The organism is Micromonospora sp. HB375 (assembly GCF_017872985.1).
Lineage (GTDB): Bacteria > Actinomycetota > Actinomycetes > Mycobacteriales > Micromonosporaceae > Micromonospora > Micromonospora chalcea.
Window position 1 is genome coordinate 6,695,887 of the sequence record NZ_JAGGJO010000001.1, and the last position, 26,539, is coordinate 6,722,425.

At 70.1% G+C, this 26,539-nt stretch carries 27 protein-coding genes, 2 tRNA genes, 1 other RNA gene and 2 pseudogenes; 16 read left to right on the forward strand and 16 right to left on the reverse strand.

Annotated features, from left to right (window positions below; genetic code table 11):
• Positions 1 to 48 precede the first annotated feature (48 nt).
• Complete coding sequence (locus J3R08_RS29870; protein ID WP_209963608.1) at positions 49 to 2,904, reverse strand: DNA polymerase III subunit gamma and tau; 2,856 nt, start codon at positions 2,902 to 2,904, stop codon at positions 49 to 51.
• A gap of 107 nt (positions 2,905 to 3,011) precedes the next feature.
• Positions 3,012 to 3,101, reverse strand: an RNA gene (ffs, locus tag J3R08_RS29875) — signal recognition particle sRNA small type.
• 81 nt (positions 3,102 to 3,182) lie between these two features.
• Here ffs and J3R08_RS29880 point away from each other — a divergent pair.
• Positions 3,183 to 3,267, forward strand: a tRNA-Ser gene (locus J3R08_RS29880).
• 370 nt (positions 3,268 to 3,637) lie between these two features.
• A pseudogene (locus J3R08_RS29885) lies at positions 3,638 to 4,071 on the forward strand (transposase); the annotation flags it as partial.
• Positions 4,072 to 4,176: 105 nt separating this feature from the next.
• Here the strand turns inward: J3R08_RS29885 and J3R08_RS29890 are convergent.
• From J3R08_RS29890 to J3R08_RS32310, 3 genes and pseudogenes are all read right to left on the reverse strand, one after another.
• Positions 4,177 to 5,064, reverse strand: a complete 888-nt coding sequence (locus J3R08_RS29890; protein ID WP_209963611.1) for a pentapeptide repeat-containing protein — start codon at positions 5,062 to 5,064, stop codon at positions 4,177 to 4,179.
• A complete protein-coding gene (locus J3R08_RS29895) occupies positions 5,064 to 6,719 on the reverse strand; it encodes an NACHT domain-containing NTPase (protein ID WP_209963615.1) in 1,656 nt (551 codons plus the stop codon). The genes J3R08_RS29890 and J3R08_RS29895 overlap by 1 nt, the downstream gene beginning before the upstream one ends.
• Positions 6,720 to 6,891: 172 nt before the next feature.
• A pseudogene (locus tag J3R08_RS32310) lies at positions 6,892 to 7,003 on the reverse strand (IS5/IS1182 family transposase); the annotation flags it as partial.
• 112 nt (positions 7,004 to 7,115) lie between these two features.
• On the opposite strand from J3R08_RS32310, the gene J3R08_RS29900 reads away from it, so the two are divergent.
• The gene (locus J3R08_RS29900; protein WP_209963617.1) at positions 7,116 to 7,265 is read left to right on the forward strand and encodes a hypothetical protein; all 150 of its coding nucleotides are present in this window, start codon (positions 7,116 to 7,118) and stop codon (positions 7,263 to 7,265) included.
• A 235-nt stretch (positions 7,266 to 7,500) separates the two neighbouring features.
• Here J3R08_RS29900 and J3R08_RS29905 read toward each other — a convergent pair whose 3' ends face one another.
• Positions 7,501 to 8,721 carry an RNA polymerase sigma factor gene (locus J3R08_RS29905; RefSeq protein WP_209963620.1) on the reverse strand — a complete coding sequence of 407 codons (1,221 nt, stop codon included), beginning with the start codon at positions 8,719 to 8,721 and terminating at the stop codon, positions 7,501 to 7,503.
• Entirely contained in the window at positions 8,718 to 9,050 is a 333-nt protein-coding gene (locus J3R08_RS29910; protein WP_209963623.1) for a YciI family protein, read from the reverse strand. Before J3R08_RS29910 ends, J3R08_RS29905 begins: the two co-directional genes overlap by 4 nt.
• A 164-nt stretch (positions 9,051 to 9,214) precedes the next feature.
• Between J3R08_RS29910 and J3R08_RS29915 the strand changes: the two genes are divergently transcribed.
• From J3R08_RS29915 to J3R08_RS29935, 5 genes are all read left to right on the forward strand, one after another.
• Complete coding sequence (locus J3R08_RS29915; RefSeq protein ID WP_209963625.1) at positions 9,215 to 9,727, forward strand: NUDIX hydrolase; 513 nt, start codon at positions 9,215 to 9,217, stop codon at positions 9,725 to 9,727.
• Positions 9,728 to 9,778: 51 nt separating this feature from the next.
• Entirely contained in the window at positions 9,779 to 10,393 is a 615-nt protein-coding gene (locus J3R08_RS29920; RefSeq protein WP_064446823.1) for a hypothetical protein, read from the forward strand.
• On the forward strand, positions 10,390 to 10,911 hold the full coding sequence (locus tag J3R08_RS29925) for a hypothetical protein (RefSeq protein ID WP_187693942.1): 522 nt from the start codon (positions 10,390 to 10,392) through the stop codon (positions 10,909 to 10,911). The genes J3R08_RS29920 and J3R08_RS29925 overlap by 4 nt, the downstream gene beginning before the upstream one ends.
• Before the next feature lie 77 nt (positions 10,912 to 10,988).
• Positions 10,989 to 11,507: an RNA polymerase sigma factor gene (locus J3R08_RS29930; RefSeq protein ID WP_370446803.1), complete on the forward strand. Its 519-nt coding sequence runs from the start codon at positions 10,989 to 10,991 to the stop codon at positions 11,505 to 11,507.
• Entirely contained in the window at positions 11,488 to 12,024 is a 537-nt protein-coding gene (locus J3R08_RS29935; protein WP_209963628.1) for a DUF4362 domain-containing protein, read from the forward strand. Before J3R08_RS29930 ends, J3R08_RS29935 begins: the two co-directional genes overlap by 20 nt.
• 42 nt (positions 12,025 to 12,066) lie before the next feature.
• Here J3R08_RS29935 and J3R08_RS29940 read toward each other — a convergent pair whose 3' ends face one another.
• The gene (locus tag J3R08_RS29940; RefSeq protein WP_209963630.1) at positions 12,067 to 13,050 is read right to left on the reverse strand and encodes a hypothetical protein; all 984 of its coding nucleotides are present in this window, start codon (positions 13,048 to 13,050) and stop codon (positions 12,067 to 12,069) included.
• A 282-nt stretch (positions 13,051 to 13,332) separates the two neighbouring features.
• Between J3R08_RS29940 and J3R08_RS32315 the strand changes: the two genes are divergently transcribed.
• A complete protein-coding gene (locus J3R08_RS32315; protein WP_245254837.1) occupies positions 13,333 to 14,211 on the forward strand; it encodes a DUF4231 domain-containing protein in 879 nt (292 codons plus the stop codon).
• Positions 14,212 to 14,324: 113 nt separating this feature from the next.
• On the opposite strand, the gene J3R08_RS29950 is transcribed toward J3R08_RS32315, so the two are convergent.
• Positions 14,325 to 14,411: transfer RNA gene (locus J3R08_RS29950), tRNA-Ser, on the reverse strand.
• 75 nt (positions 14,412 to 14,486) lie between these two features.
• Between J3R08_RS29950 and deoD the strand changes: the two genes are divergently transcribed.
• From deoD to J3R08_RS29965, 3 genes are all read left to right on the forward strand, one after another.
• Entirely contained in the window at positions 14,487 to 15,194 is a 708-nt protein-coding gene (gene deoD / locus J3R08_RS29955; RefSeq protein WP_043327826.1) for a purine-nucleoside phosphorylase, read from the forward strand.
• 113 nt (positions 15,195 to 15,307) lie between these two features.
• Entirely contained in the window at positions 15,308 to 15,946 is a 639-nt protein-coding gene (locus J3R08_RS29960; RefSeq protein WP_030502134.1) for a TetR/AcrR family transcriptional regulator, read from the forward strand.
• Entirely contained in the window at positions 15,943 to 16,410 is a 468-nt protein-coding gene (locus tag J3R08_RS29965) for a thioesterase family protein (RefSeq protein ID WP_166457818.1), read from the forward strand. Before J3R08_RS29960 ends, J3R08_RS29965 begins: the two co-directional genes overlap by 4 nt.
• Positions 16,411 to 16,427: 17 nt before the next feature.
• On the opposite strand, the gene J3R08_RS29970 is transcribed toward J3R08_RS29965, so the two are convergent.
• The 4 genes from J3R08_RS29970 to J3R08_RS29985 all read right to left on the reverse strand — a co-directional run bounded on the left by J3R08_RS29970 (position 16,428) and on the right by J3R08_RS29985 (position 18,329).
• Entirely contained in the window at positions 16,428 to 16,865 is a 438-nt protein-coding gene (locus J3R08_RS29970) for a nucleoside deaminase (protein WP_197494900.1), read from the reverse strand.
• A gap of 178 nt (positions 16,866 to 17,043) precedes the next feature.
• On the reverse strand, positions 17,044 to 17,568 hold the full coding sequence (locus tag J3R08_RS29975; protein WP_043327823.1) for a tRNA adenosine deaminase-associated protein: 525 nt from the start codon (positions 17,566 to 17,568) through the stop codon (positions 17,044 to 17,046).
• A 121-nt stretch (positions 17,569 to 17,689) separates the two neighbouring features.
• Positions 17,690 to 17,860, reverse strand: coding sequence for a hypothetical protein (locus tag J3R08_RS29980; RefSeq protein ID WP_166457820.1), 171 nt, complete (start codon positions 17,858 to 17,860; stop codon positions 17,690 to 17,692).
• Between the two features lie 73 nt (positions 17,861 to 17,933).
• A complete protein-coding gene (locus tag J3R08_RS29985; protein ID WP_209963633.1) occupies positions 17,934 to 18,329 on the reverse strand; it encodes a hypothetical protein in 396 nt (131 codons plus the stop codon).
• 109 nt (positions 18,330 to 18,438) lie between these two features.
• Between J3R08_RS29985 and J3R08_RS29990 the strand changes: the two genes are divergently transcribed.
• Together J3R08_RS29990 and J3R08_RS29995 are read left to right on the forward strand one after the other, a co-directional pair.
• Positions 18,439 to 19,182: a M23 family metallopeptidase gene (locus J3R08_RS29990; RefSeq protein WP_043327822.1), complete on the forward strand. Its 744-nt coding sequence runs from the start codon at positions 18,439 to 18,441 to the stop codon at positions 19,180 to 19,182.
• A gap of 48 nt (positions 19,183 to 19,230) precedes the next feature.
• Positions 19,231 to 20,301: a PHP domain-containing protein gene (locus J3R08_RS29995; protein ID WP_209963636.1), complete on the forward strand. Its 1,071-nt coding sequence runs from the start codon at positions 19,231 to 19,233 to the stop codon at positions 20,299 to 20,301.
• 3 nt (positions 20,302 to 20,304) lie between these two features.
• Here J3R08_RS29995 and J3R08_RS30000 read toward each other — a convergent pair whose 3' ends face one another.
• Positions 20,305 to 21,276 carry a DMT family transporter gene (locus J3R08_RS30000; RefSeq protein WP_197494897.1) on the reverse strand — a complete coding sequence of 324 codons (972 nt, stop codon included), beginning with the start codon at positions 21,274 to 21,276 and terminating at the stop codon, positions 20,305 to 20,307.
• 72 nt (positions 21,277 to 21,348) lie between these two features.
• Here J3R08_RS30000 and J3R08_RS30005 point away from each other — a divergent pair, with 72 nt between their 5' ends.
• Complete coding sequence (locus J3R08_RS30005; protein WP_043327819.1) at positions 21,349 to 23,019, forward strand: DUF885 domain-containing protein; 1,671 nt, start codon at positions 21,349 to 21,351, stop codon at positions 23,017 to 23,019.
• Between the two features lie 46 nt (positions 23,020 to 23,065).
• On the opposite strand, the gene J3R08_RS30010 is transcribed toward J3R08_RS30005, so the two are convergent.
• Entirely contained in the window at positions 23,066 to 24,661 is a 1,596-nt protein-coding gene (locus tag J3R08_RS30010) for a DUF6114 domain-containing protein (RefSeq protein WP_209963639.1), read from the reverse strand.
• A gap of 77 nt (positions 24,662 to 24,738) precedes the next feature.
• A complete protein-coding gene (locus tag J3R08_RS30015) occupies positions 24,739 to 25,362 on the reverse strand; it encodes a DUF6230 family protein (protein WP_043327818.1) in 624 nt (207 codons plus the stop codon).
• 416 nt (positions 25,363 to 25,778) lie between these two features.
• On the opposite strand from J3R08_RS30015, the gene J3R08_RS30020 reads away from it, so the two are divergent.
• Positions 25,779 to 26,513, forward strand: coding sequence for a class I SAM-dependent methyltransferase (locus tag J3R08_RS30020; protein WP_051611329.1), 735 nt, complete (start codon positions 25,779 to 25,781; stop codon positions 26,511 to 26,513).
• The last annotated feature ends 26 nt before the right edge of the window (positions 26,514 to 26,539 follow it).

Consider the following 26,539-nt stretch of genomic DNA (forward strand, 5'->3'; position numbering starts at 1 on the left):
CCCAGCCTAGTCGGGCCGCGGCGCAGCTCCTTCTCGGTCGGCGCGCGCTCAGCGCGCGTCCACCTCGTCGATCTTCTCGGCCCCGAACGTCTCACGCAGCAGCTGAACCGCCTGCTCCTCGCTCGACTGCCGGGCCGTCCGCTCGTCGATCACGTCGTCGAGCGGCTCGTCGCCCGGGTCGAAGCCCTCGTAGGCCGGCGCCGCGGCAGGCGCCCGCCCACCCCGGACCGGGCCGTCGAAGTCCGGGTCGTAGGGCGGCTCGCCCGCCCATTCGGCGTCGGCCGTCTTCCGCGCCGGCTGCGCCGCGCGCGACCCCTTGCCGGGACCGCCGCCGGCAGCAGCCGCCGCGGCTGCGGCACGCGCCGCCGCGATCGCGCTGTTCTTCGGCCCGCCGCCCCCCGGCCTCGCGCCACCGGCCGGCGCCGTCGGGGGTGCGGCAGGCTTGGGTACGGCGACAGGGGCGGTAGCGGTCGCCGTGCCCCCGCCCGGACGTGCCGCCGCCGGCCAGTCCTCCGCGTCGCCGGTGCTCGCGGCCGAGGCGGCAGCGGTCGCCGCGCCACCGGGCCGCACCGGCTCCGGCCAGTCGTCCTCGTCGGCCTGCCCGGCCGCGCCCTGACTGCCGAGGGTTCGGTTGCCCGTGGCACCGGTCGAGCCGGACACCGGCTGTCCCGGGGCGTCGCCGAGACCGGCGGATGCCGGACGACCGGCAGCACCGGAGTCAGGACGGCCCGGTCCGGCGTCCGTCGAGCCAAGACGGCTCGCGTCGGGTGTGGTCGAGTGGGAGAAGTCGCCCGAGCTGCCGGAATCGGAGCGCGCCTGAGCATTGGCCGCCACTCCGGGGGCCGGGCGACCGGGTGAGGTGTCGGACGCCGGAGCCGTCGGAGCGAACGCCGGGCGGCCCGGGACGCTGTCGGACGGTGCGCGGTCGGGCGTGCTGTCGGTCTGCGCTCGTGCCGCGCCGGACGGGCGGGACGGGCCGCCGAGCGATGCGGCGCCGCGCTCGCCCGCCACCTCGCAGCGGATCTGCCAGCGACCGCCGAACTCCTCGTAGAGCGCGTCGGTCAGCACGGCCGCATGGTCGGCCATCATCTTCGCCAGCACCGTCGACTTCACGGTCAGCACGAGCGTGTCGCCGTCCAGGTCGCGCACCACCGCGTCCCGCATCAGCGCGGCGATCCGCTTGTTGCTCCGGTTCACCTTGCCTACTACCTCGGGCCAGACCCGGCGCACCGCCACCGCGTCGAGCGCCCCCGGATTCGCCGCGCCGGGGCGGGGCGGCTCGGGCGTGGCCGGGTCGGGCATCACCGCAGACGGCGGCACCGGACGTCGGGCGGCGGCCTGACCGGAAGTCGTCGGGCCGGCAGTTGACCGCTCGGAGGCCGACGCGGAGAACCCGGCGTCCGTGCCGAGGTGAGTTCCGGCAGCCGCTGTCGCCTCGGTCGTCGACGAGCCGGAATCGGCAGCGGCCGGGCCGGCGTCGGCAGCCGCACCGGCCGGGGCGGGACGGGAGCCGGTAGCCCCGACGGCAGAGCCCGGGCGGGAACCGGGCGCGGCGCTGCGGGAACCGGCAGCGGCGGCTGCGGCGGCACGTGCGGCGGCGGCACCGGTCGGGGCACCGGGAGCCGCCGGCGTGCCGGCGGAATCCGGGTGGACCGCGGCGGCAGCCGCGCCCGGGGCGGGAGCCGCCGGGCGTACCTCAGGGGTCTGGGTGGGATGCGCGGACGGCGACGGCTCGACGCCGCCCAGCGTCAGCCGGCGTTCCATCCGCTCCAGGCGCTGGAGCAGGCCGCCGGACGAGTCGTCCGCGCCGGGCAGCAGCATCCGGGCGCAGATCAGCTCCAGCAGCAGCCGGGGCGCCGTGGTGCCGCGCATCTCGACCAGGCCGTTGTGCACGATGTCCGCGCAGCGGGACAGCGTGGCCGGGCCGAGGCGCTGCGCCTGGGCGGCCATCCGCTCGATCTGGTCGGCCGGGCCGTCGATGAGGCCCTTGGCGGCGGCATCCGGCACCTGCTGGAGCACGATCAGGTCGCGGAGGCGTTCCAGCAGGTCGGAGGCGAAGCGGCGCGGGTCGTGGCCGGCCTCGGCGACCCGGTCGACAGTCGCGTACGCGGCGGCGCCGTCACCGGCGGCGAGCGCGTCGCACATCTCGTCGATCAGCGCCGAGTCGGTGACGCCGAGCAACGCGGCGGCCCGGGCGTAGCCGACACCCTCCGGGCCGGCGCCGGCGATGAGCTGGTCGAGTACGGAGAGGCTGTCCCGGGCGCTGCCGCCACCGGCGCGGACCACCAGCGGGAAGACAGCCGGATCGACAGTGACGCCCTCGGCCTCGCAGAGCTGCTCAAGGTAGGGACGGAGCACCTTCGGCGGGATCAGCCGGAACGGGTAGTGGTGGGTCCGCGACTTGATCGTGCCGAGGACCTTCTCCGGTTCGGTGGTGGCGAAGATGAACTTGACGTACTCCGGGGGCTCCTCGACCAGCTTCAGCAACGCGTTGAAGCCGGCCGACGAGACCATGTGCGCCTCGTCGATGACGTAGATCTTGAAGCGGCTGCGGGCCGGCGCGAAGAACGCCTTCTCCCGCAGCTCACGGGCGTCGTCGACACCACCGTGGCTGGCCGCGTCGATCTCGATCACGTCGATCGAGCCGGCGCCGTCGGTCGCGAGCGAACGGCAGGACTCGCACTGCCCGCACGGCTCGGGCGTGGGGCCCTGCTCACAGTTGAGCGAGCGGGCCAGGATCCGGGCGCTGGAGGTCTTGCCGCAGCCCCGGGGGCCGGAGAAGAGGTACGCGTGGTTCAGCCGGCCGCTGCGCAGCGCCTGCGACAACGGCTCGGTGACGTGATCCTGGCCGATGATCTCGGCGAACGTCCGCGGCCGGTACTTGCGGTAAAGGGCCAGTGCCACCCGTCCCGCCTCCTCTCGACCGAGCCATTCTGCGCCGGTCGGCCCCGGGTGACCACCCACCACCCCGTGACCCGACCCGCAGCGACGTTACCCGGCCCGGGAGACAGAAAGGCCTCCCGTGCACCCGGCAGAGCTCGCTTATCCTTGCTGCCTTCCGGCCCTGGGGAGGTTCACGAGGTACCGCCGCACGGGAGGTGACGCCAAGCCTACCCGAAGGGTTGTGGATCTTCCGGGAGGGTGGGGTGGCCCGCCGTCGCGGGACCTGTATCCTGGCTCGCGGAGGATTCGCCTAGAGGCCTAGGGCGCACGCTTGGAAAGCGTGTTGGGTTTACACCCTCACGAGTTCGAATCTCGTATCCTCCGCTCGCTTGAGCAGGAAGAACGGCAGGGCCGGCCCTACGGGGCCGGCCCTTCGTCGCCTCCGCAGTCGCTGCCATCTCAGTTGTCGTCTCACTTGACCCACTCCGGACGCTCGGCCGACGCGGTTCGTTGCTGCTCTCCCCGGTCCGCGCAGCGCGTCGTCCCACAGCAGCCCGCCGAGCTGCTGGGCGATGTCGCGGCGCACCTAATCCGTCAATTGCTGGTGCCGCACAGCGATTCCGACCCGATCGACGCCATCGCCATCTCCGCCGCCACCGCCCAGCAACCCTGCTGGCACCGCCATGGGCACTCCGACGACCCGCGCCGGGCCGTTGCGCCATCCGCGCCTTCAGGGTCGCCGCCGAGCGCGGTCGTCGAGATCTACGGGGAGTCGGTGTCGAAGGAGACGATCTCCCGGATCACCGACAAGGTGATCGAGGAGATGACGGACTGGTCGCATCGGCCTCTGGATGAGATCTATGCGGCGGTGTTCATCGACGCATCGTGGTGAAGGTGCGGGACGGGCAGGTCGCCAACCGGCCGTTCTACGCGGCGATCGGGATCGGGATCACCCTCGACGGGGAGAAGGACATCCTCGGGCTGTGGGCGGGCTCGGGCGGTGAGGGCGCGAAGTTCTGAATGAGCGTGCTGACCGACCTGCGCAACCGGGGCGTGAAGGACGTGTTCTTCCTCGTCTGCGACGGGCTGAAAGCCTGCCGGAGGTCGTCACGAACGTGTGGCCCGCACGGTGGTGCAGACCTGCATCATTCATCTGAACCGCACACGTTCCGGTTGACATCGCGCCGCCTATGTAAAGTCCTTTGCTGCCTCCCTGCAGACGTCCGGCGACGCCTCCTAAGGGACCAAACCGGCTGGCGCGCGCGTTCGTGCAGCGAAGCGACACTTCGCACTTCAGCCAACACGCTTCGCAAGTTTACTGAGGCCAAAATACGTGCGGAATGCATTATCCAGGCTGGTTTCTTCGGCGAGTTGCCGCAGAGGCAGCCTGCCTGCGACGGTGGGTTCCAAGGTCCGTGAGGCACCACTGCGATCGTACGAGGCAAAACCGACAGAAACGAGAAGGTTGACGAATCGCTGCGCCGCCACCGGCTCCTTCTGCGAGACGCCTCTCTGGGTCAATCCAAGGAGTTGACTCTGACCACCCTCGGACAGCCTCCGCGCTATTTTTCGCGCAATCTCATAATGGGGGTGGGCCATTGCGACGAAGATGGTTGGAATTTCGGGCGTGTAGGCTCCACGAGCTTGCAGTAGGCCCATTGCCCGGCTCCCGGTAAACTCACGACCCGACTCCTTCACGTATAATCCCTCTTCTACGTTCCGAAAGTTCGCGCCGGTTAGACTGGCGTCGGTGAGGTCGACGTCGAGAAGACTCGCACCGGTGAAGTCGACATTACGCAGATCCGCAGACGAGAAATCAGTGCTTTCCAGCCACGCGCCGTCGAAGCGGGAACCACGCAGATCCATGCCAGCGAAGTTGCACTCCACTAGCACTGCTGCGCGAAAAGACCTTGCCATCGCTCCTTCTACACCATTCGCCACTTGCCAACGTTCGAAACGACAATGATCTAGAACACCGTCAGGGCCGATCAGTTCGCTCAGTAGTTGATCAGACGTACCCGTCCAGTCTGCATAGCGAGCCGACCAGAGCAAGGCTAGGGTGGGTGCCAGTGCCCCCGGATCGAAAAGGCCCCACTGTGCAGCTAACTGGGCGGAAGCATCGACTTTGAGCGCCTCCGACTCACCGCTGAGAAAGGCGTACATGGTGTCTGTGATTCGCATCAGATTACCGGTTCCTTCCGCTGGCCAAGGCAGTGGAGAAGGTACTCGACAACCAAGAACTCGCGCAGCGAGTTGTGGGAGAATCGCCAGCCCTCCTTGCCGCCAACTGAGACGCGAGTGAGTGTGGCAGATGACCGCAAATCGGCGTAGATGGTCTGCCGTTCGCCCTCACGCTCGGATGGCGGGAGTCGATCGATTCGGTTCTTAAACACCTCGGAGATGAGTCGCATGAAGTCTTTCTCCTCGAACATTGCCAGATCTGCCTGGCTCAGCCTCATCGCCATGCGCTGCAGGAATACGCGTCGTGACTCCACTGGCATAGCTGGCGAGCGTCGACGGTCCCGAGTCATGAGCTGGTCTACGATCAGACGAAAACACCCAAACTCTGTAATCGATAAGTCGCGTCGCGCAGTATCTCTGCTAGCCAATAAGTCTGCCAGCTCTACAAGATAACTAATGATGACTGGCTTGCCACCTAGAGCCCGTATCCCATCATCGGTCGGCCGCGACACCTTCCGCAAAAGGCCAAGGACAATGGAAACCCTTTCCTCGTCAGAACCCAACTTCCGCCGGACCAACGCCTCCGTCTGTTCTTCGTCCAGGTCCTGCAACCTACGCTCATTTCGCTCTAAGAATTGGCGTTGGAACAGCGCGTCAAGTGCCGCCTCCGCTGTATAGTCCTCGACTGCTGAGATGCCGGCTTCGGACAGCGAGCTGTAGAGTGTCTCGAGTACGTGAAGCTCCTCGGCCTCTGAAAAGTAGTTGGGTCGAGATGTCAGGATGCCCTTCGCTCCATCACGGCCGAGACGCGCCAGCGCCTCGAGACAGACACGCCTTTCAAGAAGATGCATGTATTGGGCCATCTCGTCATATCCGTCGAGAATAAGGAAGATGCGACCCTTCGAGATAAGCGACGAGAAATAGTGAACCGGAACATGCCCGAGACCGTTGTCGTCTAGAAACTTGTGAAGGAGAGACGAAACGTCAAACTGCTTTGTAAAGTCTCTGAGCTCAATCCGAACCGGTATGGGAGCAGACGGATCGGCTCGGTTTTTTTCCATAAGCCTCCTTAGCATCATCTGAGTTAGAGCGGTCTTTCCTGTGCCATATTCGCCCACTACGATTAGCCATCCAGCACCAACCGAAGCATTGGAAGCCCAGTTATCCAACTCCACCAGTGCCTGAGTGAGCCTTCCATCTTGCTCAAATTGAGGGTGTTCATAAACGTCAGCAAGCTTTTTAAGCTCTTCGGCCAATCCACCCTCATCAAGCACGGCTCTTTGGTAAGGTAGAAACTTCTCAAACTTGGCCGCGAGTTCGGCGTAGGTTAGCAGCTCCACGTCCGCAGGCGCCCTACCCCTCACTGACTGCGTGAACCCCTCAAGCGACACGATCAAAAATACACATCCCGGATATCGCTCTTTGCACGCTACGTACTTTGTTAAGTCTTTGCCGTATTTAGTGTTGTCAACGTATTCGACGGTTACCTCGATGAATATCGGCTTGGCAAATGGGTCCCCGAGCGGAATCGCCCTAAGATCAACGCTTGCATCGTTGACGTGAAGCGGCCCCGAAACATCGTAGTTGTTGAGCCTAAACAGCTCAGCGACGGCACGCTCAAGTTGATCCGGCTGCATTCGCGGGCCCTTCGGCATCTCGTGAGTGTCTCCCTTGGACGTACGCTAGACCACTCAACTCAAGGAGGTACTCCTACGGAGGGACAAAGCTTGTAGCGTCGGATGGTGGCGGTGCCATGACGGCAGCCACGGACACGACAGAGGCGGCTTATTGCTGACGGCACTGATGGCCGAGCCTGATTGAGCCGTTTCATCCTGCGTAGCGGTTGGTCTCGATGTGGTGCAGAACGAGGATGGCCTGCACGATCGGGTCGCTCGCCTTGGCAGCTGCGTAGCTTTGCCGTGATCTTCCAGGTCTTGAGGTGCGATCGCGTGTTAGATGGGCCAGAGCCAACAACGCCTGCCGGCCGGAGTCCAAGCGCCCACCACCGGGATCGGCGCTGTTTACGATGGCCGGCGGATGCGTCCGGCGAAGTGACTCCGGGTGCGGCCATCGTCGCGTTCGACTTCTCGCAGTGCACCCTGGGCAGCGCGCAGACCCCGCGGGTGATCGACTGGGCGAAGTTGCGCAACGGCATCGTGGCGTTCCTGTGGCACGCGTACTGCCCTCGCGGCGGCAATTAATCCGCGCCCTGCGACTTCCAGCCCGACTTGACCAACCCCTCGTCGAAGCTCTACCAGGACATTATGAAACACGAGCTAACTTGATCTTTAACCTGTTCGGCGTGGACGGGGCCGGGTTGTGGCACACCGCAATGGCCAATCCCAGGACCACCTCGATCGACTATCTCCCCGACATGCCCGCGTGGTGAACACCTGATCGGCGCATGGCCTGCCCGCCGGGGTCCGGCCCTGCGCCTCACCTGCCGCCCAACTGGTCCCGCCGCCGCTTCAAGTACGCCGTCTCCGCGCTGTTCCCCGCCAACTCGATCGCCCGGTCGTACGCCTCCCGCGCCTCCCCACCCCGCCCGATCCGCCGCAGCAGCTCGGCCCGCGTCGCGTGGTACGCGTGATACCCGTCCAGCGGCAACCCCTCCACCTCGGCGAGCGCCACCTGCGGCCCGTCCAGTTCGGCGACCGCCACCGCCCGGTTGAGTCGCACGATCGGCGACGGGTCGACGCGTACCAAATGGTCGTAGAGCGCGGCGACCTGCGACCAGTCGGTGTCCCGCGCGTCGCGGGCGTCGGTGTGTACGGCGTTTATCGCGGCGAGGATCTGGTAGCGGCCCGGCGGCCGTCCGGCGGCGATGCACGCGCGGACCAAGGCGTGGCCCTCGGCGATGAGGTCGCGGTCCCAGGCGCTGCGGTCCTGCTCGGCGAGGACGACGAGTTCGCCGGTCGCGGAGACCCGGGCGGGCCGGCGGGCCTCGGTCAGCAGCATCAGAGCCAAGAGGCCGGTGACCTCGTGGTCGTCGGGCAGCAGCGTACGGACCAGCCGGGTGAGCCGGATCGCCTCGCCGGTCAGGTCGGCGCGCACCGCCTCCTTGTCCGGGTCGGAGGCGAGGTAGCCCTCGTTGAAGACCAGGTAGAGAACGGCGAGCACGCCGGTGACGCGGGCCGGCAGGTCCTCGCGGGACGGCACCCGGTACGGGATCCCGGCCGCCTTGATCTTCGTCTTGGCCCTGGTGATCCGCCGGCTCATGGCGGCTTCCTGAACCAGGTACGCCCGGGCGATCTCCGGCACTGTGAGTCCGCCGACCAGGCGCAGCGTCAGCGCCACCCGCGCTTCCATGGCCAGCGCCGGATGGCAGCAGGTGAAGATCAGGCGGAGCCGGTCGTCGTCGATGACACCGAGCGGTTCCGGCACGTCGGTCAGCATCAGCGCCTCCCGGTGCTTGTCCTCCCGCCGGCTCTCGCGCCGGATCCGGTCTACGGCCCTGCGGTACGCGACTGTGGTGAGCCACGCGCCGGGGTTCGGCGGTACGCCGTCGGCCGACCAGCGTTCGACGGCGGCGGCGAACGCCTCGGCGGTCATCTCCTCGGCCACGTCGAGATCGCCGATGCGCCGGGCGAGCGTGGCGACCACCCGGGCCCACTCCTCGCGGTGGACCCGGGTGAGCGCCTCGCCGACGTCTGTCACGCGGTCAGGAACGGCCGCAGCTCGACCCGCCTGTTGCACCGTTGCGACGCCAGCGCGGCGAGCGGGAGCGCCACGTCGAAGTCCGGCGCCTCGATGATCCAGAATCCGCCGACGTACTCCTTCGTCTCCAGGTAGGGGCCGTCGGTGAACACCGGGTTCCCGTCCCGCGCGTCCACGACTGTGGCGGTCTCGGGCGCGGCGAGGCCGCCGGCGAAGACCCAGTGGCCGTCGGCGCGCAACCGCTCGTTGAACTCACCGATCGCGGCCATCTCCGCCTCGGTGGCCGAGCCGGTGGTGTCGTCGAGTACGGAGATCAGGTACTGCGCCATCGGTTCCTCTTTCGCCTTCCCCGGCCGCCTCGCGGCCACTGTCACCCCGGCTACGAACGTCGCCGCCCCGATCCGACAGCCTCCGACGAGGTCGATCACCCGATTCTCGTACGCGAACGCCGAGGCCGCTGCCGACGGCGTGAGGACGGCCGACAATCGTCGGTATGGCCGACGAGCGTCCCCTGTACGAGCGAGATCCGGCAGCCTGGCAGGCCCACCTCGCCGAGGGCAACGCGCGGCAGCCCCGGAAGCGGGTGGGAGCCGACGTACTGCTGCGCAACGGTGACGGCGACGTCCTGCTGGTAGATCCGCGCTACAAGCCGGACTGGGACCTGCCGGGCGGCATGGCGGAGGCGAACGAGCCGCCGCACCTGGCCGCCGAGCGGGAGGTGCGCGAGGAGTTGGGTCTCGAACTGCGCGTCGGACCGTTGCTGGTGGTGGACTGGGTCGCACCGCACGGCCCGTGGGACGACAGCCTGATGTTCATCTTCGACGGCGGTGCACTGCCTCCCGCCGAGCCGTTGAAACCGGCTGACGGCGAACTGGCCGACGCACGATTCGTTGCGCTCGATGATGCGCAGGGGCTGCTTCGCCCGTACGTTTGGCATCGGCTGCGTCACGCGGTGGCCGCGCTGAGCGACGGACGCCCGAGGTATCTGACCAACGGAGCCACCTGAGATCGTCGTACACATGTTCCATCCACAGCCTGTGGACGCCGAGAGGACCGGATGAGTTACCAGCTCAGCGCCGTGGTCGCCGACGTCGAGCTGCTTCGCGAGCAGACCGCCGACCTGGACCACGCGGTGCTCGCCGCCCTCCGTCAGGACTTCGCGCTGCTGCCGGTGACCCCGCAACTGGTGCAGGAGCTGACCGGCGGGCTGCCGGACTTCGCCACCGAAGAGCCGCGCGCCGAGCGCCCGTTCCGGCTGGTGCTCTCGCCGCCGCTGGCGGAGGTGCTGGCCTGCTGGTCGACCAGCGGCCCGGTCGCGTACCTGGAGGCGGAGTTCGCGGGCGGGCTGGGCCACCAGTCGGCGGTGGTGTGGCTCGGCGGCGAGGTGAGCTGGGGGCCGCGGTACGACGCCGCGCTGGACCGGCCGCGTACCGAGTGGCCGATCAACACGGCGCTGGCCAGGCTGGGCGCGGAGCCGGGCGCGTGGATCGACCCGTTCGCCGAGCTGGGCCTGCACCTGGAGCGCGACACCGACGGCTGGCTGACGCACGGCCGGCGCGGGCTGTCCGCCGACTACTGGGACGAGCTGGCCGAAGAGTGGGAACTTCGCCAATCCGGCCAGCACCAGCAACCTCATCGCCCCGGTCCCGTTGGTGACTGGGGGATTGCATGAAATTACGACAATTCGGCTTTATTGCCGTGCTGCTTGCTGCCGCATCAGTGGCGGGCAGCGGCGTTCATCCACAGTGGCCGGCCCGGCCCGTCGGCGCCGCCCAGGTGGTCAGCCTGGACGGCCTGCGCGACGCGGAGTTCGGCGCCACCGAGGCGGACCTGACCCGCCGCGGCGTGCTGCGCGCCGACGAGGAGGCCTGCGGGCCCGCACTCGTCGGGCACGGGGCGGTCAGCCCGATCTTCGTCGACGACCGGCTCGTCCTGCTCTGGCTGGACGACCCGATGAGCACACCGGAGGGCATCAGCGCCGGCACGCCGATCGGCGAGGTCCGCGCCGCGTACCCCGGCGCCACCGACCTGCCGGCGCCGCCCGGCAGTCACCGCTTCGCCGGGCTGCTCGCCCGCGACGGCGACCGCGCGTACCTGTTCCTGCACGACGGCGTCACCGTCCGCGAGATCATCGCCGGGTACGCGGACTGGGCCCGCCGCCTCTTCGACGAGGGCTACGGCCCCTGCTGACATTCGGCTCGACCACCTGGCTGTAACCGGTGGCCCCCTGGCGGTGTGTATATGTGTGACGGCCAGGGAGAGGGACGATGCGGATGGGCACGAGCGACGACTTCGACGCCTTCTACGCGGCGACCTCGGCCCGGGTCCTGCACCAGGTCTACGCGGTCTGCGGCGATCTCGGCGAGGCACAGGACGTCGTGCAGGAGGCGTACGCCCGCGCCTGGGCGCGCTGGTCGTCGCTGTCCGGCTACGACTCGCCCGAAGCCTGGGTACGAACGGTCGCGTGGCGGCTGGCCGCCAACCGGTGGCGCAGCGTCCGACGCTGGCTCGCCGCACGGGCGAGACTCGGCCCGTCCACAGAAGCGCCCGAGCCGTCACCGGACCGGGTCGCGGTCCTGGCGGCGCTCCGGCAGCTACCGGAGTCGCAGCGGCGGGTGGTGGTCCTGCACTACCTCTCCGACCTGCCGATCAGCGAGATCGCCGAGACCACCGGGATGCCCGCCGGCACCGTCAAGGTCTACCTGTCCCGTGCGCGGACGGCGCTCGCCCCGCTGCTCGATGCCGACGACGAGCGGAAGGACTCCGATGTCAGCACGCATCCGTGAGGCCATCGCGGCGCTGGAGGACGACACCGCCGCCCTGAACCTGGCGCCACCCGAACGGGTCCGCGCGCGCGGCGAGCGCCTACGTCGACGACGGACGGCAGGCGGCGTGGCGCTCGTCGCGGTCCTGACAGTCGCGACAGTGTCCGCCGGCGTGGCCGCGACGAACAACGGAGGTACGGACGCCTCGCCCCCTGTTGGCACGGGAGCCACAGTGAACTGCGGCGATCACGTGCTCGGGCTCATGGACCGCATACCGGAAGCCGCGATCACCTGCTTCCTCGACGCGGTCCAGGCGCACCGCCCCGCCCGCCTCGCCGTGACCTCGTCGACGGACGAAGGCGACCCGATCCCGACCCTCTACGTCGTCGGCATAGACGGCACGGTGGAGGTGACCACCGACTTCCGCCAGGACAGGTTCGGCGGCGGGCAGGGTCTCGTACTGAAGAGGTGCACCGGCCCCGAGGTCACAAGCGGGAGGATCATGTTCCGGCAGTGCTCGTCGCCGGTACCGCGCTGACCACGCCCCGGCAGCGAGAACGCCCGGCCGAGCTGACAGCGGTCAGTACTTCCGCGTCGGCTCCGCCGGCCCGGCACCCGACACGCTCGCGGGCAGTGCCGGTTGCAGGGCCTCCAGCGCCCGGCTGACGCCCAGGCCGGCGAGGATCGCCAGCGCGAAGACGACAGTCGGCAGCCACCGGGGGCCGTCCGCGACGAGGATGATCATCTGCACCAGGCACAGCAGGGTGACCCCCAGCACGGTGCCCGCGAAGCCGCCCCGCCCGCCGGCCACGCTCACGCCGCCGAGCAGGACGGCGCCGGCCACCAACGTCAGCTGGCCGATGTCGGCCGATGCGGTTGCTGCGCCGATCCGGCCGGCCAGCAGGACTCCGGCCGCGCCCGCGATCAGGCTGGAACCGCCCAGGCCGATGACCGCGCCCAGCAGCCGTGCACCGAACGGCGACAGCGGCTCCCCGGCGACGACCCGGTTACCGCTCAGCGTCCGCCGCACCGCCGGGACCGACCACACCACCGCGCCGCCGATCGACAGCAGGAGAAACAGCACCAGCCACCCGGCCCCGGCACCGTCGGACCGGATCCAACCTTCGCTCGCGAGCCGCCGCGGACCGCCGCTGCCGGTGGTGGCGAGCAGAATGCCCTGCGTCAGGGCAAGCCCGCCGAGCGACACCGCCCACCCGGGCGCCTGCAGCAGCCCGGCGATCAGGCCCATCCCGAGACCGAAGAACGCCGCGGCGGCGATCGCGGCGACCGCCGCGACGAGGACCGGGGCGCCGGCGTCGAGCACCTCCGCGTACGTCAGGCCGGCGAGTGCCCCGACTGCGACGACCGCGAGGTTGGGCGTGGCGGTGCGCAGCGACAGCGCGAAGGCGGTCGCCAACAGGCCGGCGGAGGCGATGTTGAACACCAGCGGCGACAGCCGCGACCCGTCCTGGGAGTACCACACCACCGCGGCGACGACGGTCAGCGCCAGCAGCACCGCCTCCCAGATCAGGTGCGGCCGAATGGAGCCACCGGAACGGGACATGACCGGTCCGGCGGGTGCCAACGGTTGTTCAGGCGTGAAAACCACAGCGGTTCCTCCCTTGTGCGGACGCTGACACTAACCGGCAGGACGCCGCAGATACACGAGCCCGGATACCTAGGGCGGGCCGAGGTCGAGCATTGAGCTCCGCGCGGACGCTCGCGGCAGCAGCCAGGCGCTCCACCAACCCGCCGGCCCCCACAGCACACGACAGGCATGACAACTGTCGAGAAGACGACAGGGTTTCACCTTGTTGGGTTACATACGTCGCCATACCGTAACGCCATGTGGTCGGGGATGTCGCGGCTTGGGGAAAGACTTAGCGGGTCGGCGAATGAGAAGAAGTGGAAGGAAGTAATCGACAACAGCTCCAAAGGCTGGCACCCCGATTACGTCCGCAGCCAAATCCTCGACGCAGAAGAAAAGCTCCACCTCCAAGAATTATGGCGCAAGGTCGGCATGGCTTGGATCTTCGCCGGAAACCTCTTACTCGCCGGCGGCGCAGTAGTCGCCACTTTCTTCAACGTCGGACACTTAGGTCGCTTCTCAAACCACCTGTATGTAGCACTCGCCGCATCGCTGCTCGCCTCACCGGTACTGGCTTACTGGCAGTACAAGCGGATGCGCACGACTCGCATCCTTATCAAGAAGCTCCACGTCGTGCGGCGACGCACGCAAGCGGACGCAGACACGAACACCAGCAGCAAAGAGGACCCCGCACTGCTGGCTCAAAAGCGCTATAGGGACGACGTTCCCGACCTAATATCGCAGTTTCGCGAGGATGCTGGGAGAACACGGAGAATCCATAACCGATTCCAGAGCATCATCATTATCGGATCGGTGGTCACCTCCGCCATTGCCACCGCGTCAGTAGCCTTCAGTCAAGCTAGATGGCTGACCGTCGCTGCGAGTGCAGCTGTGGGCCTATCGGCAGGATTTACCGGATATTTCAAATACCACGAGCGGAGCTTCAATTCACAGCAGACAGCGGACGCGATTGAACGAGAGTACGAGGCGGTCGAGCTCCGCGTTGGCAAGTACCTCGGACTTGACGAGCAAAAAGCTTATGCCCTCTTCGCTGACACTGTTGAGAGGTTGCGCGACGAGCAGAACAAGCGGCAGCAGCAGCTCGATCAGCCCGCTGAGGTCAAGCGCGAAGAGTGACGGAACCTTCTCTGAGGACAGCGCAAGCACCAGGGACCCCAGCGACTGAGACCAGGAAGCGGAACGCCCGGTCGATCCTCGCGGATCGTCCGGGCGTTCTCGCTGTTCACGAGCGGTGGCGGCGGGATTTGAACCCGCGGAGGGCGTAAACCCTCACACGCTTTCGAGGCGTGCTCCTTAGGCCACTCGGACACGCCACCGCCGACGAGGGTACAGGACCGCCGGCTTGGACGCCGAACCGGTATCCCTCGGCCCGGCCTGGCAGGATCTTTGCCATGAGTACGCACATCGGCGCTGAGCCGGGAGAGATCGCCGAGCGGGTCCTGATGCCGGGCGACCCGCTGCGGGCCAAGTGGATCGCGGAGACCTACCTGGAGGGGGCCCGCTGCTACACGACGGTGCGCGGCATGCTGGGCTTCACCGGCAAGTGGAACGGCGTTGACGTGTCCGTCCAGGGCTCCGGCATGGGCATGCCGTCCGCCTCGATCTACGCCCACGAGCTGGTAAACGAGTACGGCGTAAAGTCGCTGATCCGGGTGGGCTCCTGCGGCGCCCTGACCGAGGATCTGCAGCTGCGGGACGTGGTGGCGGCGATCGGGTCGTCCACCGACTCGAACATGAACCGGATGCGTTTCGACGGGCTGATCGACTACGCCCCGGTGGCCGACTTCGGGTTGCTGCGTACCTCGGTCGAGGTGGCCGAGCGGCGCGGCATCAGCATGCGGGTGGGGCCGATCCTGGCGGCGGACGCCTTCTACACGGACCGGCCGGACCTGTACGACACGCTCGCCGACTACGGCGTGCTGGCGGTGGAGATGGAGTCGGCGGCGCTCTACACGATCGCGGCGCGCTTCAAGGCCCGCGCGCTGACGATCCTGACCGTCAGCGACCACATCAAGACCGGCGAGAAGACCACGTCGCAGGAGCGTGAGCAGACGTTCGGCCAGATGGTCGAGATCGCGCTGGACACCATCATCGCCTGACCTGATCGACCCTGGACCGCCCCGCCGCCGCAAGGTGGCGGGGCGGTCGCGCGTTACCCGGGTCACAAAAATAAATACGACCGGTCGTGCTTGTTTCCCGATACGCTGCCCGCATGACCTCCGACGGCCGCGTCGCCCGTGGCGACCGCACCCGCACCGCGGTGCTGGACACCGCCGTGGCGCTGGCCACCGAGGTCGGCCTGCACGGCCTCTCCCTGGCGCAGCTCGCCGACCGGCTGGAGGTGAGCAAGTCCGGCCTCTTCGCGCACTGGCGCTCCAAGGAGGCGCTGCAACTCGCCACCGTCGACCGGGCCGTGGCGCAGTGGCAGGAGATGATCGTCGCGCCCGCCCTGGAGGCGCCCCGGGGCGTACGCCGGCTGCGCGCGCTGCACGAGGCCCGGATCGACTTCTACGCCGCCCGGGTGCTGCCCGGCGGCTGCTTCTTCGCGAACACCGAGTTCGAGTACAACGCCCGCCCCGGCCCGGTCCGCGACCGGCTCGCCGAGGCGTTCGCCCGCTGGACCGCGCTGCTGGAACGCCTCGTCCAGGAGGCGGTGGACCTCGGCGAACTCCCCGCCGACCTGGACGTGCCACTGCTCGCGTACGAGATCGACGCGCTGGGGATCAGCGCGGTGATGCGGTCCCGGCTGCTCGACCCGGACGCCACCTACCGGCACGCCCGCCAGGGCCTGCTGACCCGGCTGCGGGCGCTCTGCCCGGATCCGACCCTGCTACCGGAAGGCCAGTCATGAGCCACACCACAGTAGAGCGGCAGGCCGCCGAGTTCGGGCACGTCGCGCACGTGCCGGTGCACTTCGACGACCTCGACGCCATGGGCCTGCTGCACAACGCCCGCTACGCGGTGCTGCTGGAACGCGCGCTCACGCCTTATTGGGCCGAGCGCGGCGTCGTCTACCGCGGCGACGTGCACGCCGCGCCGGACGTGTTCCACGCGGTCCGCGAGTTCACCATCAGCTATCGGGCGCCGGTCACCGGCGTCGGCGCGGTGGCGGTGCACTTCTGGCTGGAGCATTTCGGCACCAGCAGCGCCCAGTACGCCTTCGAGTTCCGCTCGACCGACGGCGCCACCGTGCACGCCACCGGCACCCGGTCGATCGTCCGGCTGGACCCGGCGACGTTGCGTCCGACCGCGTGGACCGAGGTCGGCCGCGCAATCGCCGCGACGCTGCTGCGCCCCGCGCCGGCCGGAGCCTGAGACAAGACCAGAACTCCTCAGCGGAAGAACGCGCGCAGCAACGCCGCGCTCTCGCGTTCCAGCACGCCGCCGTACACCTCGGGGCGGTGCGTGACGCGGCGGTCGCGCAGCACGTCCCAGAGCGACCCGACGGCACCGGTCTTGGGTTCCCACGCGCCGAACACCACTGTCGAGACGCGGGCCAGCGCGATCGCCCCGGCGCACATGGTGCACGGTTCCAGCGTCACGACGAGCGTGCAGTCGTCCAGCCGCCAGCGGCCCAGCCGCTGCGCGGCCCGGCGCAACGCCAGCACCTCGGCGTGCGCGGTCGGGTCGCCGGTCAACTCCCGCTCGTTGCGCCCGATCGCCAGTTCGGCGCCGTCGGGGCCGTAGAGCACCGCGCCGACCGGCACGTCGTCGGCGTCGGGGGTCGCCTCGTCCGGGCCGGTCACCGCGACCTCCAGGGCCCGGCGCATCCACAGCTCGTGCCGCTGCCGGCGGCCGACCGCGCCCGGTTCGGCGAGCGCCTCGTCCGCGCCGGGACCGACGCGCGCGGTCCGGCCGGGGGTGGGCTGCCCCGGGCGTACGGTCTCCAGCGCCGGATCGGTCGCGTCGGCGGGTTCGGCGGCGCCGGGCGTCCGGGACTCCCCGGGCTCAGACCTCACGCAACTCCTCGACCTCGTCCACGCAGCCGAGCACCTGGCAGATCTCGGCGGTGACGTCGGCCGGCATGGAACCCTCGTGTGCGCAGAGCGCGAGCAGCTTCTGCGCCGGGATGCCCAGGTCGGCCAGCAGGTCCGCGTCACCGACCGGGTCGGCCTCCGGGTCCACAGCGGGCTGCTCGTTGTCGTCGTCGCCGCTGGAGGCGCGCGGCTCGTCGACCTCCTCCAGCCCGGTGACCGACGTCTTCAGATCGCCGACCAGCAGCGCGCCCAGGCGGGACTCCTCCGCGAACGCCGAGTCGGAGCCGAAGACCCGCAGGTCCTCCCCCTCGTCCAGGCGCAGGACGACCAGGTACGTGTCGTCCGCCTCGACGAACAGCAGCGACAGGTCGGCGTCCGGCTCGACGTCGCGCAGCCGGTCCGCCACCTCCTCGATGTCGGTGACGCCCCGCAGGCTCACCTCGCCCGCGGTCCAGCCGCCGTCGACGCGCGCCACGGCAGCAGCGAAGTACGACACGGTCCCCCCAAATTGGCCTCGGCAGCACGCCGACAGGTCACGCGATGCACGTTAACCGGTCGGGTCGGCGGGCGACCGGTCAACGCCCCGTAAGGGCCGGCCGTTCTGAAGAGAAAGCCGGTCAGCCGACGACGCGCCGACGGGTGGCGATGAGTTGGCGCAGCCGCTCGGTACGCGCGCGCTGTGGTCGCTGGCGCTGCTGCACCGCGCGGGCACCGGCCAACTCGGCAAGGAGTTGCAGGCGACGGCGGCTCCGCTCGGGGTCGAGCCGCGGCGGTGTGGTCCAGGCCATACCGCCGAGCGTGGACCGTCACCGCGCGAACGTCAAGGTGGCCTTCGCTACGCAGCGAAACCGGCACCCATGGTCACCAGAGCGGCCAGTCGCCGGTCTGCGCCCACCGCATCGCGACCAGCGCGGCGGCGATGCTCCAACCACCGGCGGTGACGATCGCGACCCCGGTGGCGACCCCCCGGTCACCGTGGCGGACCAGCACCGCAGCCGCCGCCCAGGCCAGGGCGCCGGCCAGCAGAGTCCACCAGGCGTAACCCGCGATGTTGCGGCCGAGCAGCCCGAACAGCAGCAACCAGGCGAACGCGACGAGCGCGCCGACCGCGACCCCGGAGCCGGTGATCGGGTACGGCTCGCGGTAGCTGGGCCGGATCGGCGCGTTGGACGGGAAGAGTCCCGAGGGGGTACGCGGCGGAGGCGGGAACGCCCCCGAACCGGTCCCCTCGGGTCCGCCCTGCCACCCGTACGTCACCACCGCCCCCTTCCCCGAACGATCCACGTCGGCGTCACGCACAGTGACCGGCGGGTGTGACGCGGTCGCGGCGTTCGTCCCTACGGTAGTGGTCTGTCAGGATGACCGGATGCGCTCGCCATCGATCGGACGCCGGACGCGGCCGGCGTACCCGGTCCTGCTGCTCGTCGCGGCGCTCGCCGCCGGGGGGTGTGGCGCCTCCACCGGGCGCGCCGACAGGTGGCAGGAACCGAGCCCGATCGCGACGGGCGCGCAGCCTGCCGACCCGGCGAGCCCGGCACCGCCGACCGCCTCCCCGCCGTCGCCGGCCCGCACGGACGTGAAGCGGGTCTTCCCCGTCCGCGCCGGCAACGTCGACTACCACCCGACGCACGGCGGCTACCCGGGCACCGACGTGTTCGCCGACTGCGGCGAGCCGGTGGTGGCGGTCACCGACGGCGTGGTGCTGGAGGTGAGCCGGGTCGACCGGTTCGACAAGCGCGGGCCGCAGGGCCCGAACAACGGCGGGCTCTCCGTCTCGCTGCTCGGCGACGACGGGGTGCGCTACTACGGCTCGCACCTGAGCGCGGTCGCGGCCGGCATCGACCCGGGCGTACGGGTCCGGGCCGGGCAGCAGCTCGGCAAGGTGGGCCGTACCGGCAACGCCAACAACGTCTGTCACCTGCACTTCGGACTCTCCCCGAAGTGCACGGGAAAGGACGACTGGTGGATCCGCCGGGGCGTGGTCTGGCCGGCGCCCTACCTGAACTCGTGGCGCAAGGACGGCAACCGCTCGCCGGTCGCCGAGGTCACCGCCTGGCAGCGCAAGCACGGCTGCCCGGCGTCGCCGGGCCGGTCCACCACGGGCGGCTGACGGTGCGGGGTCGCGCGGCGGGCGGCGGATGCGCGTAGGTTCCAGGGCATGAGTGCCCGGGATCCCATCGCCGACCTGCGCCGGATCGCGTTCCTGCTGGAACGGGCCAACGAGGCCACCTACCGGGTCCGGGCGTTCCGGTCGGCCGCGAAGACGCTCGGCGCGCTGCCCGCCGCCGAGGTGGCCGAGCGGGCCCGCACCGGCAAGCTGACCGAGCTGTCCGGCGTCGGTGACGTCACCGCCCGCTGCGTGGCCGAGTCGCTGGCCGCGGAGGAGCCGGTCTACCTGCGCCGGCTGCTGGCGACCGAGGGCACCGACCTGGACGAGGCGGCGGCGAAGCTGCGGGACGCGCTGCGCGGCGACTGCCACACCCACTCGGACTGGTCCGACGGCGGCTCGCCGATCGAGGAGATGGCGCTCGCCGCGGTCGAGCTGGGCCACGAGTACCTGGTGCTCACCGACCACTCGCCCCGGCTGAAGGTGGCCCGGGGCCTGACCGCGGAGCGGCTGCGCAAGCAGCTCGACCACGTCGCCGCCGTCAACGAGGCGCTGCCGAAGGGCTTCCGCCTGCTCACCGGCATCGAGGTGGACATCCTCGCCGACGGCTCGCTGGACCAGGACGAGGACCTGCTGGCCCGCCTGGACGTGGTGGTCGGCTCGGTGCACAGCGGCCTAAACGACGACCGGGCGAAGATGACCCGCCGGATGCTGACCGCGATCGCCAACCCGCACCTGGACATCCTCGGGCACTGCACCGGCCGGATGGTCTCCTCCCGGCCCGCCGGCGTGACCGGGCCGGGCGACAAGGGGCACCGCGCCCGTACCCGCAAGGAGAGCGAGTTCGACGCGGACGTCGTCTTCGCGGCGTGCGCCGAGCACGACGTAGCCGTCGAGATCAACTCCCGGCCGGAACGGCAGGACCCGCCGAAGCGGCTGATCCGGCTCGCGCTGGAGGCCGGGTGCCGGTTCGCCATCGACACCGACGCGCACGCCCCCGGCCAGCTCGACTGGCAGCGGTTCGGCTGCGAGCGGGCCGCGCTGTGCGGGGTGCCGGCGAACCGGGTGGTGAACACCTGGACGGCCGACCGCCTGGTGAAGTGGACAGCCGGCCGTAGCTGAGGGTCAGCCCTGGGCGGCCGGTTCGACAGTGCGGGCCGGCACCACCACGTCCGGGCGCGTGCGGCGCCGGCCGAACAGGCCCTGCGCGACCGCCACGCCGGCCAGCACCACGAGCGCGCCCACCGGCTGGTGCCAGGTCATCCGCTCACTCAGCACGACCGCGCCGACGAGCACCGCGAACACCGGAACCAGGTACGTCACTGTGGACGCCGTGCTCGCCCCGGCCAGCCGGATGTTGCGCATGTTGATGACAAAGGCGAGCCCGGTGCCGAGCGCGCCGAGCGCCAGCACGCTCGCGATCACGCGCGGCGAGAGCCCGGCCGGGGACGGCGGCGTCCCGACGAACGGCGCGACCAGCGCGAGCTGCGCGGTCGCCACCAGCAGCTGGGCCGCCGACAGCGACAGCCCGGAGTACGCGCTGCCCGCGACGAACTTCTTCTGGTACGGAATGGCGAGCCCGTAGCAGGCAGCCGCGCCGAAGCACATGAGCTGGCCGACGAAGTGGGCGCCACCGACGCCCTCCCAGACGCCGAGCACCACGAGCACCCCGACGAAGCCCAGCCCCAGCCCGACCGCCCGCCGCACGGTCAGCCGCTCGGTGCGGAACACCAGCACCGCCAGCGGCAGCACGATCAGCGGCGTGGTGGCGTTCCAGATGCCGGCGAGCATCGACTCGACCCGCTGCTCGCCGTAGCCGAACAGCGTGAACGGCACCGCGACGCCGAACGCGGCCACCACGAGCATGTGCCCCCAGACGCGAAGGTCGCGGGGCAGCCGGTCGCGCAGCACGGCGAGCACCACCAGCAGCGTGACCGCGCCGGTGGCCACCCGGTAGAGAGTGAGGTGCACGGGGTGCAGCTCGGCCACGCCGACCTTGATGAACAGAAAACTCGAACCCCAGATGGCGGCAAGCGCGACGAACCCCGGCAGCCAGCTCCGCAGCGGCGCGCGGTCAGGAGTGAAATCGACTGTCACCCCTGACACTCTGCCCCACGGGTACGACGATGTCGTGCGGAATTCGGCTGCGGGGTCACGTAGGGTCCCCTCGTGGGACGAATCGATGACCTCGCCAACCGGTACGTGGCCGAGTGGGCTCCGCTGAGCCCGACCGGGGCCACCTACGTCGGCATCGCCGGCTACGACGACCAGCTCGACGACCTGTCGCCCGACGGCTACGCGGCCCGCGCCGACCTGGCCCGGCGCACGCTCGGCGAACTCGACGTGACCGAGCCGGAGACCGAGGCCGAGCGGACCGCCAAGGAGGCCATGCAGGAGCGCCTCGGCCTGGAGCTGGCCCGGTACGAGGCCGGCGAGACCGGCAGCGAGGTCAACGTCATCTCCAGCGGGCTGCACGAGATCCGGATGGTCTTCGACCTCATGCCGACCGACGGCGAGGAGGCTAAGGCCAACGTGGCGGCCCGGCTCAACCGCTTCGCGTCGGCGCTCGACGGCTACAAGCGCACGCTGCGCGAGGCCGCCGCCGCGGGACGGGTCAGCTCGCAGGTGCAGCTCGTCGAGGTGGCCAAGCAGTGCGACGTCTGGGTCGACCCGGAGGGCGACAACTTCTTCCACGGCATGGTCGAGCGGCTCGACGCCGACGGCGCGCTCGGCGCGGAGCTGCGCAAGGGCGCGGCCGCCGCCACCGCCGCCACCGCCGAGTTCGGGCAGTTCCTGCGCAACGAGCTGGCGCCGGCCGGGCGGGAGAAGCAGGCCGCCGGGCGGGAGCGCTACGAACTGGCCTCGCAGTACTTCCTCGGCGCGAAGGTCGACCTGGACGAGACGTACGCCTGGGGTTTCGCGGAGCTGGCCCGGCTGGAGGCCGACATGCGGACGGTGTCCGCGCGCATCGCCGGGCCCGGCGCCTCGATCGACGACGCGGTACGCGCGCTCGACGCCGACCCGGCGCGGACGGTACGCGGCAAGGAGGCGTTCCGGGACTGGATGCAGGCGCTCGCCGACCAGGCGGTCAGCGACCTGAACGGCACCCACTTCGACATCCCCGAGCAGGTACGCCGGATCGAGTGCTGCCTCGCGCCGACGAGCGACGGCGCCATCTACTACACCGGCCCGAGCGAGGACTTCTCCCGGCCGGGGCGGATGTGGTGGGCGGTGCCGCAGGGCATCACCGACTTCTCCACCTGGCGGGAGGTGACCACCGTCTACCACGAGGGCGTGCCGGGTCACCACCTGCAGGTCGCGCAGACGGCCGTCCGGGCCGACCTGCTCAACCGCTGGCAGCGGCTGTTGTGCTGGGTCTCCGGGCACGGCGAGGGCTGGGCGCTCTACTCCGAGCGGCTGATGGACGAGCTGGGCTACCTCGGCGACCCCGGTGACCGGCTCGGCATGCTCGACGGGCAGGCGCTGCGCGCGGCCCGGGTCATCGTCGACATCGGCATGCACCTGGAGCTGGAGATCCCGAAGGACAACCCGTTCGGCTTCCACCCGGGCGAGCGGTGGACGCCGGAGCTGGGCTGGGAGTTCATGCGGGCGCACTGCCGGGTGCCGGACGAGAACCTGCGTTTCGAGCTGAACCGCTACCTGGGCTGGCCCGGGCAGGCCCCGTCGTACAAGGTGGGCGAGCGGATCTGGTTGCAGGCCCGGGAGGACGCGAAGGCCCGCAAGGGCGCCGACTTCGACCTCAAGGAGTTCCACCGCCAGGCGCTCGACCTGGGCTCGCTGGGGCTGGACCCGCTGCGCAAGGCGCTGGCCCGGCTCTGAGCCGGCTTCCGGGTGCCGGCGGCGCGTACCGCCGGCACCCGTCCGGTCAGGCGCCGAGCGTCACCTTCAGCGTCGGCCGGCCGGTGAGCGTGTTGCTGGTGACGTACGCCAGGTCGATGACCGGGTCGGTGAACGTCACCGGGATGGGCAGCGTGACCGGCAGGCCGTCCGGGAACGGCAGGTCCGGCGTCAGCGTCAGCTTGATGCCGGCGAGCTTGCCGACGAACCGGGTGCAGTAGAACGCGACGTCGTCGCGGACGGTGAGACGGTCGGTCGCGTACCGCTGGGTGCGACCGCTGGGGCCGTCGGCGACCAGCAGGAAGTCGTCGGTCACGGCTTCCTTCATGCTGAACTTCAGCACCTTGAGCGCGCCCTGCTCGGTCCGCAGGTCGGTGATCCCCTCGAACCGCAGCCCGGTCATGGTCACCTTGGAGCCGGTGAGCTTCGACGGCTGCTTGGCCACCTTCGGCAGGCCCGGGTCGGCGGCGATACGCGGCAGCGGCTTGCCGGGCTCCACCTTGCCGGGCTTCGCCGGTTCCTCCTTGCCCGGCTTGCCCGGTGTCGGGCAGTCGGTCGAGCCGGGACGGGTGGTCGGCTTGCTCGTCGGGGCCGCCGATCCGCTCGCGGTCGGAGTGGGCGAGGGCGTCTCGCTCTTCTTGCTGCCGCCCTTGAACAGGTCACCGATCCCCTCGAAGAAATCGGTGATGATGTTGCCCTCCCGCGTCGGGCTCGCGCTCGGCGTCGGGGTGGGCGTCGCGGAGGGCGCCTTCGACGGCGTGGCGGGCTTCGTCGGGCAGGCGCTGGCGGCGGGCCTGCTCGGTGCGGCCTGTACCGCGCGCGGCTGCACGGCCAGGCCGGCGGTGGCCAGGCCGAGCACCAGCAGAACGATGCCGAAGGCACGCGGGTCCGCCGAACGGCCCGCCCACTCGGGCGGGCCGCCGTCGGATCCGGCCGCCTGCCCGTTCACCGACTGCCGAGGGACCGGCCGCTCCCCGCCCGGCCGCTCGGCAGTCGGCTGCTCGACGGCCGGCCGTACGCCGGCCGGCACCTCGACGGTCGGCAGTTCCCCGGCCGGCTGCTCGTCAGCGGGTTCCGGGGCGGCCGGCCGGCCGGTGACCGACTGGTCGACGCCGACCTGCTCGGCGCCGACCGGGCCGTCGACGTCGACCAGGTCGGCGTCCCGCTGGTCCACCCTGGTGTCGCGCTCGTCGTCCGCCTCGGTGTCGCGCTCGTCAGCCGCCAGCTCCGCCGGCCGGGCCGGCACCCAGGCAAAGGCGAGCGCGCTGCCCACGATGCCCAGCAGCAGGCCGAGGAAGAAGCCGCCGAGGTTGAGCCCGATCAGCGAGTAGACGGTCGTGACCGCCGCGACGATCGAGTAGAACAGCCGCTGCGCCGGACTGAGCCAGAGCAGCACGCCGCAGGTCCCGAGGATGGCCGGGATCAGCAGCGAGAGCAGGCCGGTGGCGCCGCTGCTGAAGCTCAGGCCGTTGAGGGTCAGCCGGGTGGAGGCGAGCATCTCCACCCCGGCCAGGATGATGAACAGGCCGCCCCAGAACGGCCGGCTCCGCTGCCAGCGGCGGAAGGTCCGCCACGTCCGGGCCGCGGTGCCGAGCCGGGCGTGGGACGGTTCGACGGTTGTCACGTACTCCTCCTGGCGGAGCGGGGGCGGGGACGGTGGGGCGGGCCCGCGGTGGTCGGCCACCGCGGGCCGTGCTCAGCTCAGAAGCACTCCTTGCCCTTGGCGTCGTCACCCACGTTGACCTTGAGCCGCAGCCCGACCAGGTTGAACGTCGAGGACGTGGTGTAGCGGGACACCTGCTTCAGGTCGCGGATGGTGACCCGGTCGGAGTTCTGGCCGAACGAGCCGCGCTGGGCCGTCGGGTTCAGGTCGCTGGCGTCGCGGCCGATCTGGATGTTGGTGAACGTCGCGTTGCCTTCGAGCGAGTCCATCGCGATCACCAGGTCCTTGGCGCGGGCCGGGTCCTTGCCCTCGCCGGCGTTGATGGTGAGCACCACCGGCAGGCCGGGCAGGTCGGCGCGGACGGACTGGCAGAGGTTGTACAGGTCGGCGCTGCTGATCTCGGCCATCGCGACCGGGCGCGTCGCGCCGGCCTTGCCGTCCTCACCCTTCTCGCGGACGATGCCGCCGTACTGCTTGAAGCCCTCGCCCTCCAGGCGGTCCGCGCCGATCTTGAAGGTCTGCCCGGACACGGTGATGTCGGAGGCGATGGCGCCGGTCGACATGCCGAACAGGATGGCACCGGCGGCGGCCGTGGTGGGCACGATCATGGCGGCGAACCGCTTCCACCGGGTACGACCCTGGTTGTCGAGCCGATTCTGCACGGGTTCCTCCTCGAGCGAATGTGCGCGGCGGCCGGTTGTCGTACCGGTGGCCCGCGCCGGGCCCCGCCCTCTGTTACCGACGGGTAACGATCGAGCCTGATCGTGCACCCGATGCGGCGCAGCTCACAACCCCCTCGTGTACCCGGCGGTAACACGAGCGCGCCACGAAGCTTGCTCGCCATCACCAGGCGTTGACGCTCCGGAGCAGGAAAAGGGCGTCAAAGTGCGCAAAGACACCGTCATCGAGCGCCTGATCAACCCACAGTGACGACACATTGAGGGATTACAATCAAGTAACAAATGTACAGTGCGTCGAGCGCGATGGGCCGTTCGGGGCAGTGTCGTCGGCCGAACATCCGAGCCGGCAGATGACCGGGTCGATCCAGCCGCACCCCCGGATGTCCTAGGGTTTCGGCGTGAATCTCGACGACGTACGGCGCGACTGGACCAAGCTGGGCGCCGAAGATCCGCTGTGGGCCGTCCTCGTCCAGCCCGGTAAGCGCGGCGGGCAGTGGGACGTCGAGGAGTTCCTGGCCACCGGCCGCGCCGACGTCGAGGAGACGACCGGATGGCTGGGCCGGCTCGGCCTGCCCACGCGATGGGACCGCGCGCTGGACTTCGGATGCGGGGCCGGTCGGCTGTCGCAGGCGCTCGCGCCGCACGCCGGCGAGGTCGTCGCCGTCGACATCGCCCCGTCGATGCTGGAGACCGCCCGGCGCCTGGACCGCAGCGCCGGGAACATCCGCTTCGTCCTCAACGACGCGCCGGACCTCAGCCAGTTCCCCGACGGGCACTTCGACCTGGTCTACAGCGCGCTCGTGTTGCAGCACCTGCCGCGCCCGGCGATCGACAGCTACCTCGCCGAGTTCCTGCGCGTCCTGCGCCCCGGCGGGGTCGCCGTCGTGGGCCTGCCGACCGAGCCGGCCCGTACGGCCAAGGGCGTCATCTGGAAGCTCGCGCCGTTCCGCCTGATCAGCTGGGCGCAGCGCCGGCTGCTCAACTACCCCGCGCCGATGAAGATGACAGCGGTGCCGGACGCCGACATGACCCGGCTGGTGGCCGCCAACGGCGGGGAGATCGTCGGGCAGCGGCCCGACCTGCCGTACACCGAGGACTGGATCTGCACCCGGTACGCGGTGCGCCGCCTCTGACCTGCCACCTGCCGCGCACACGAGCA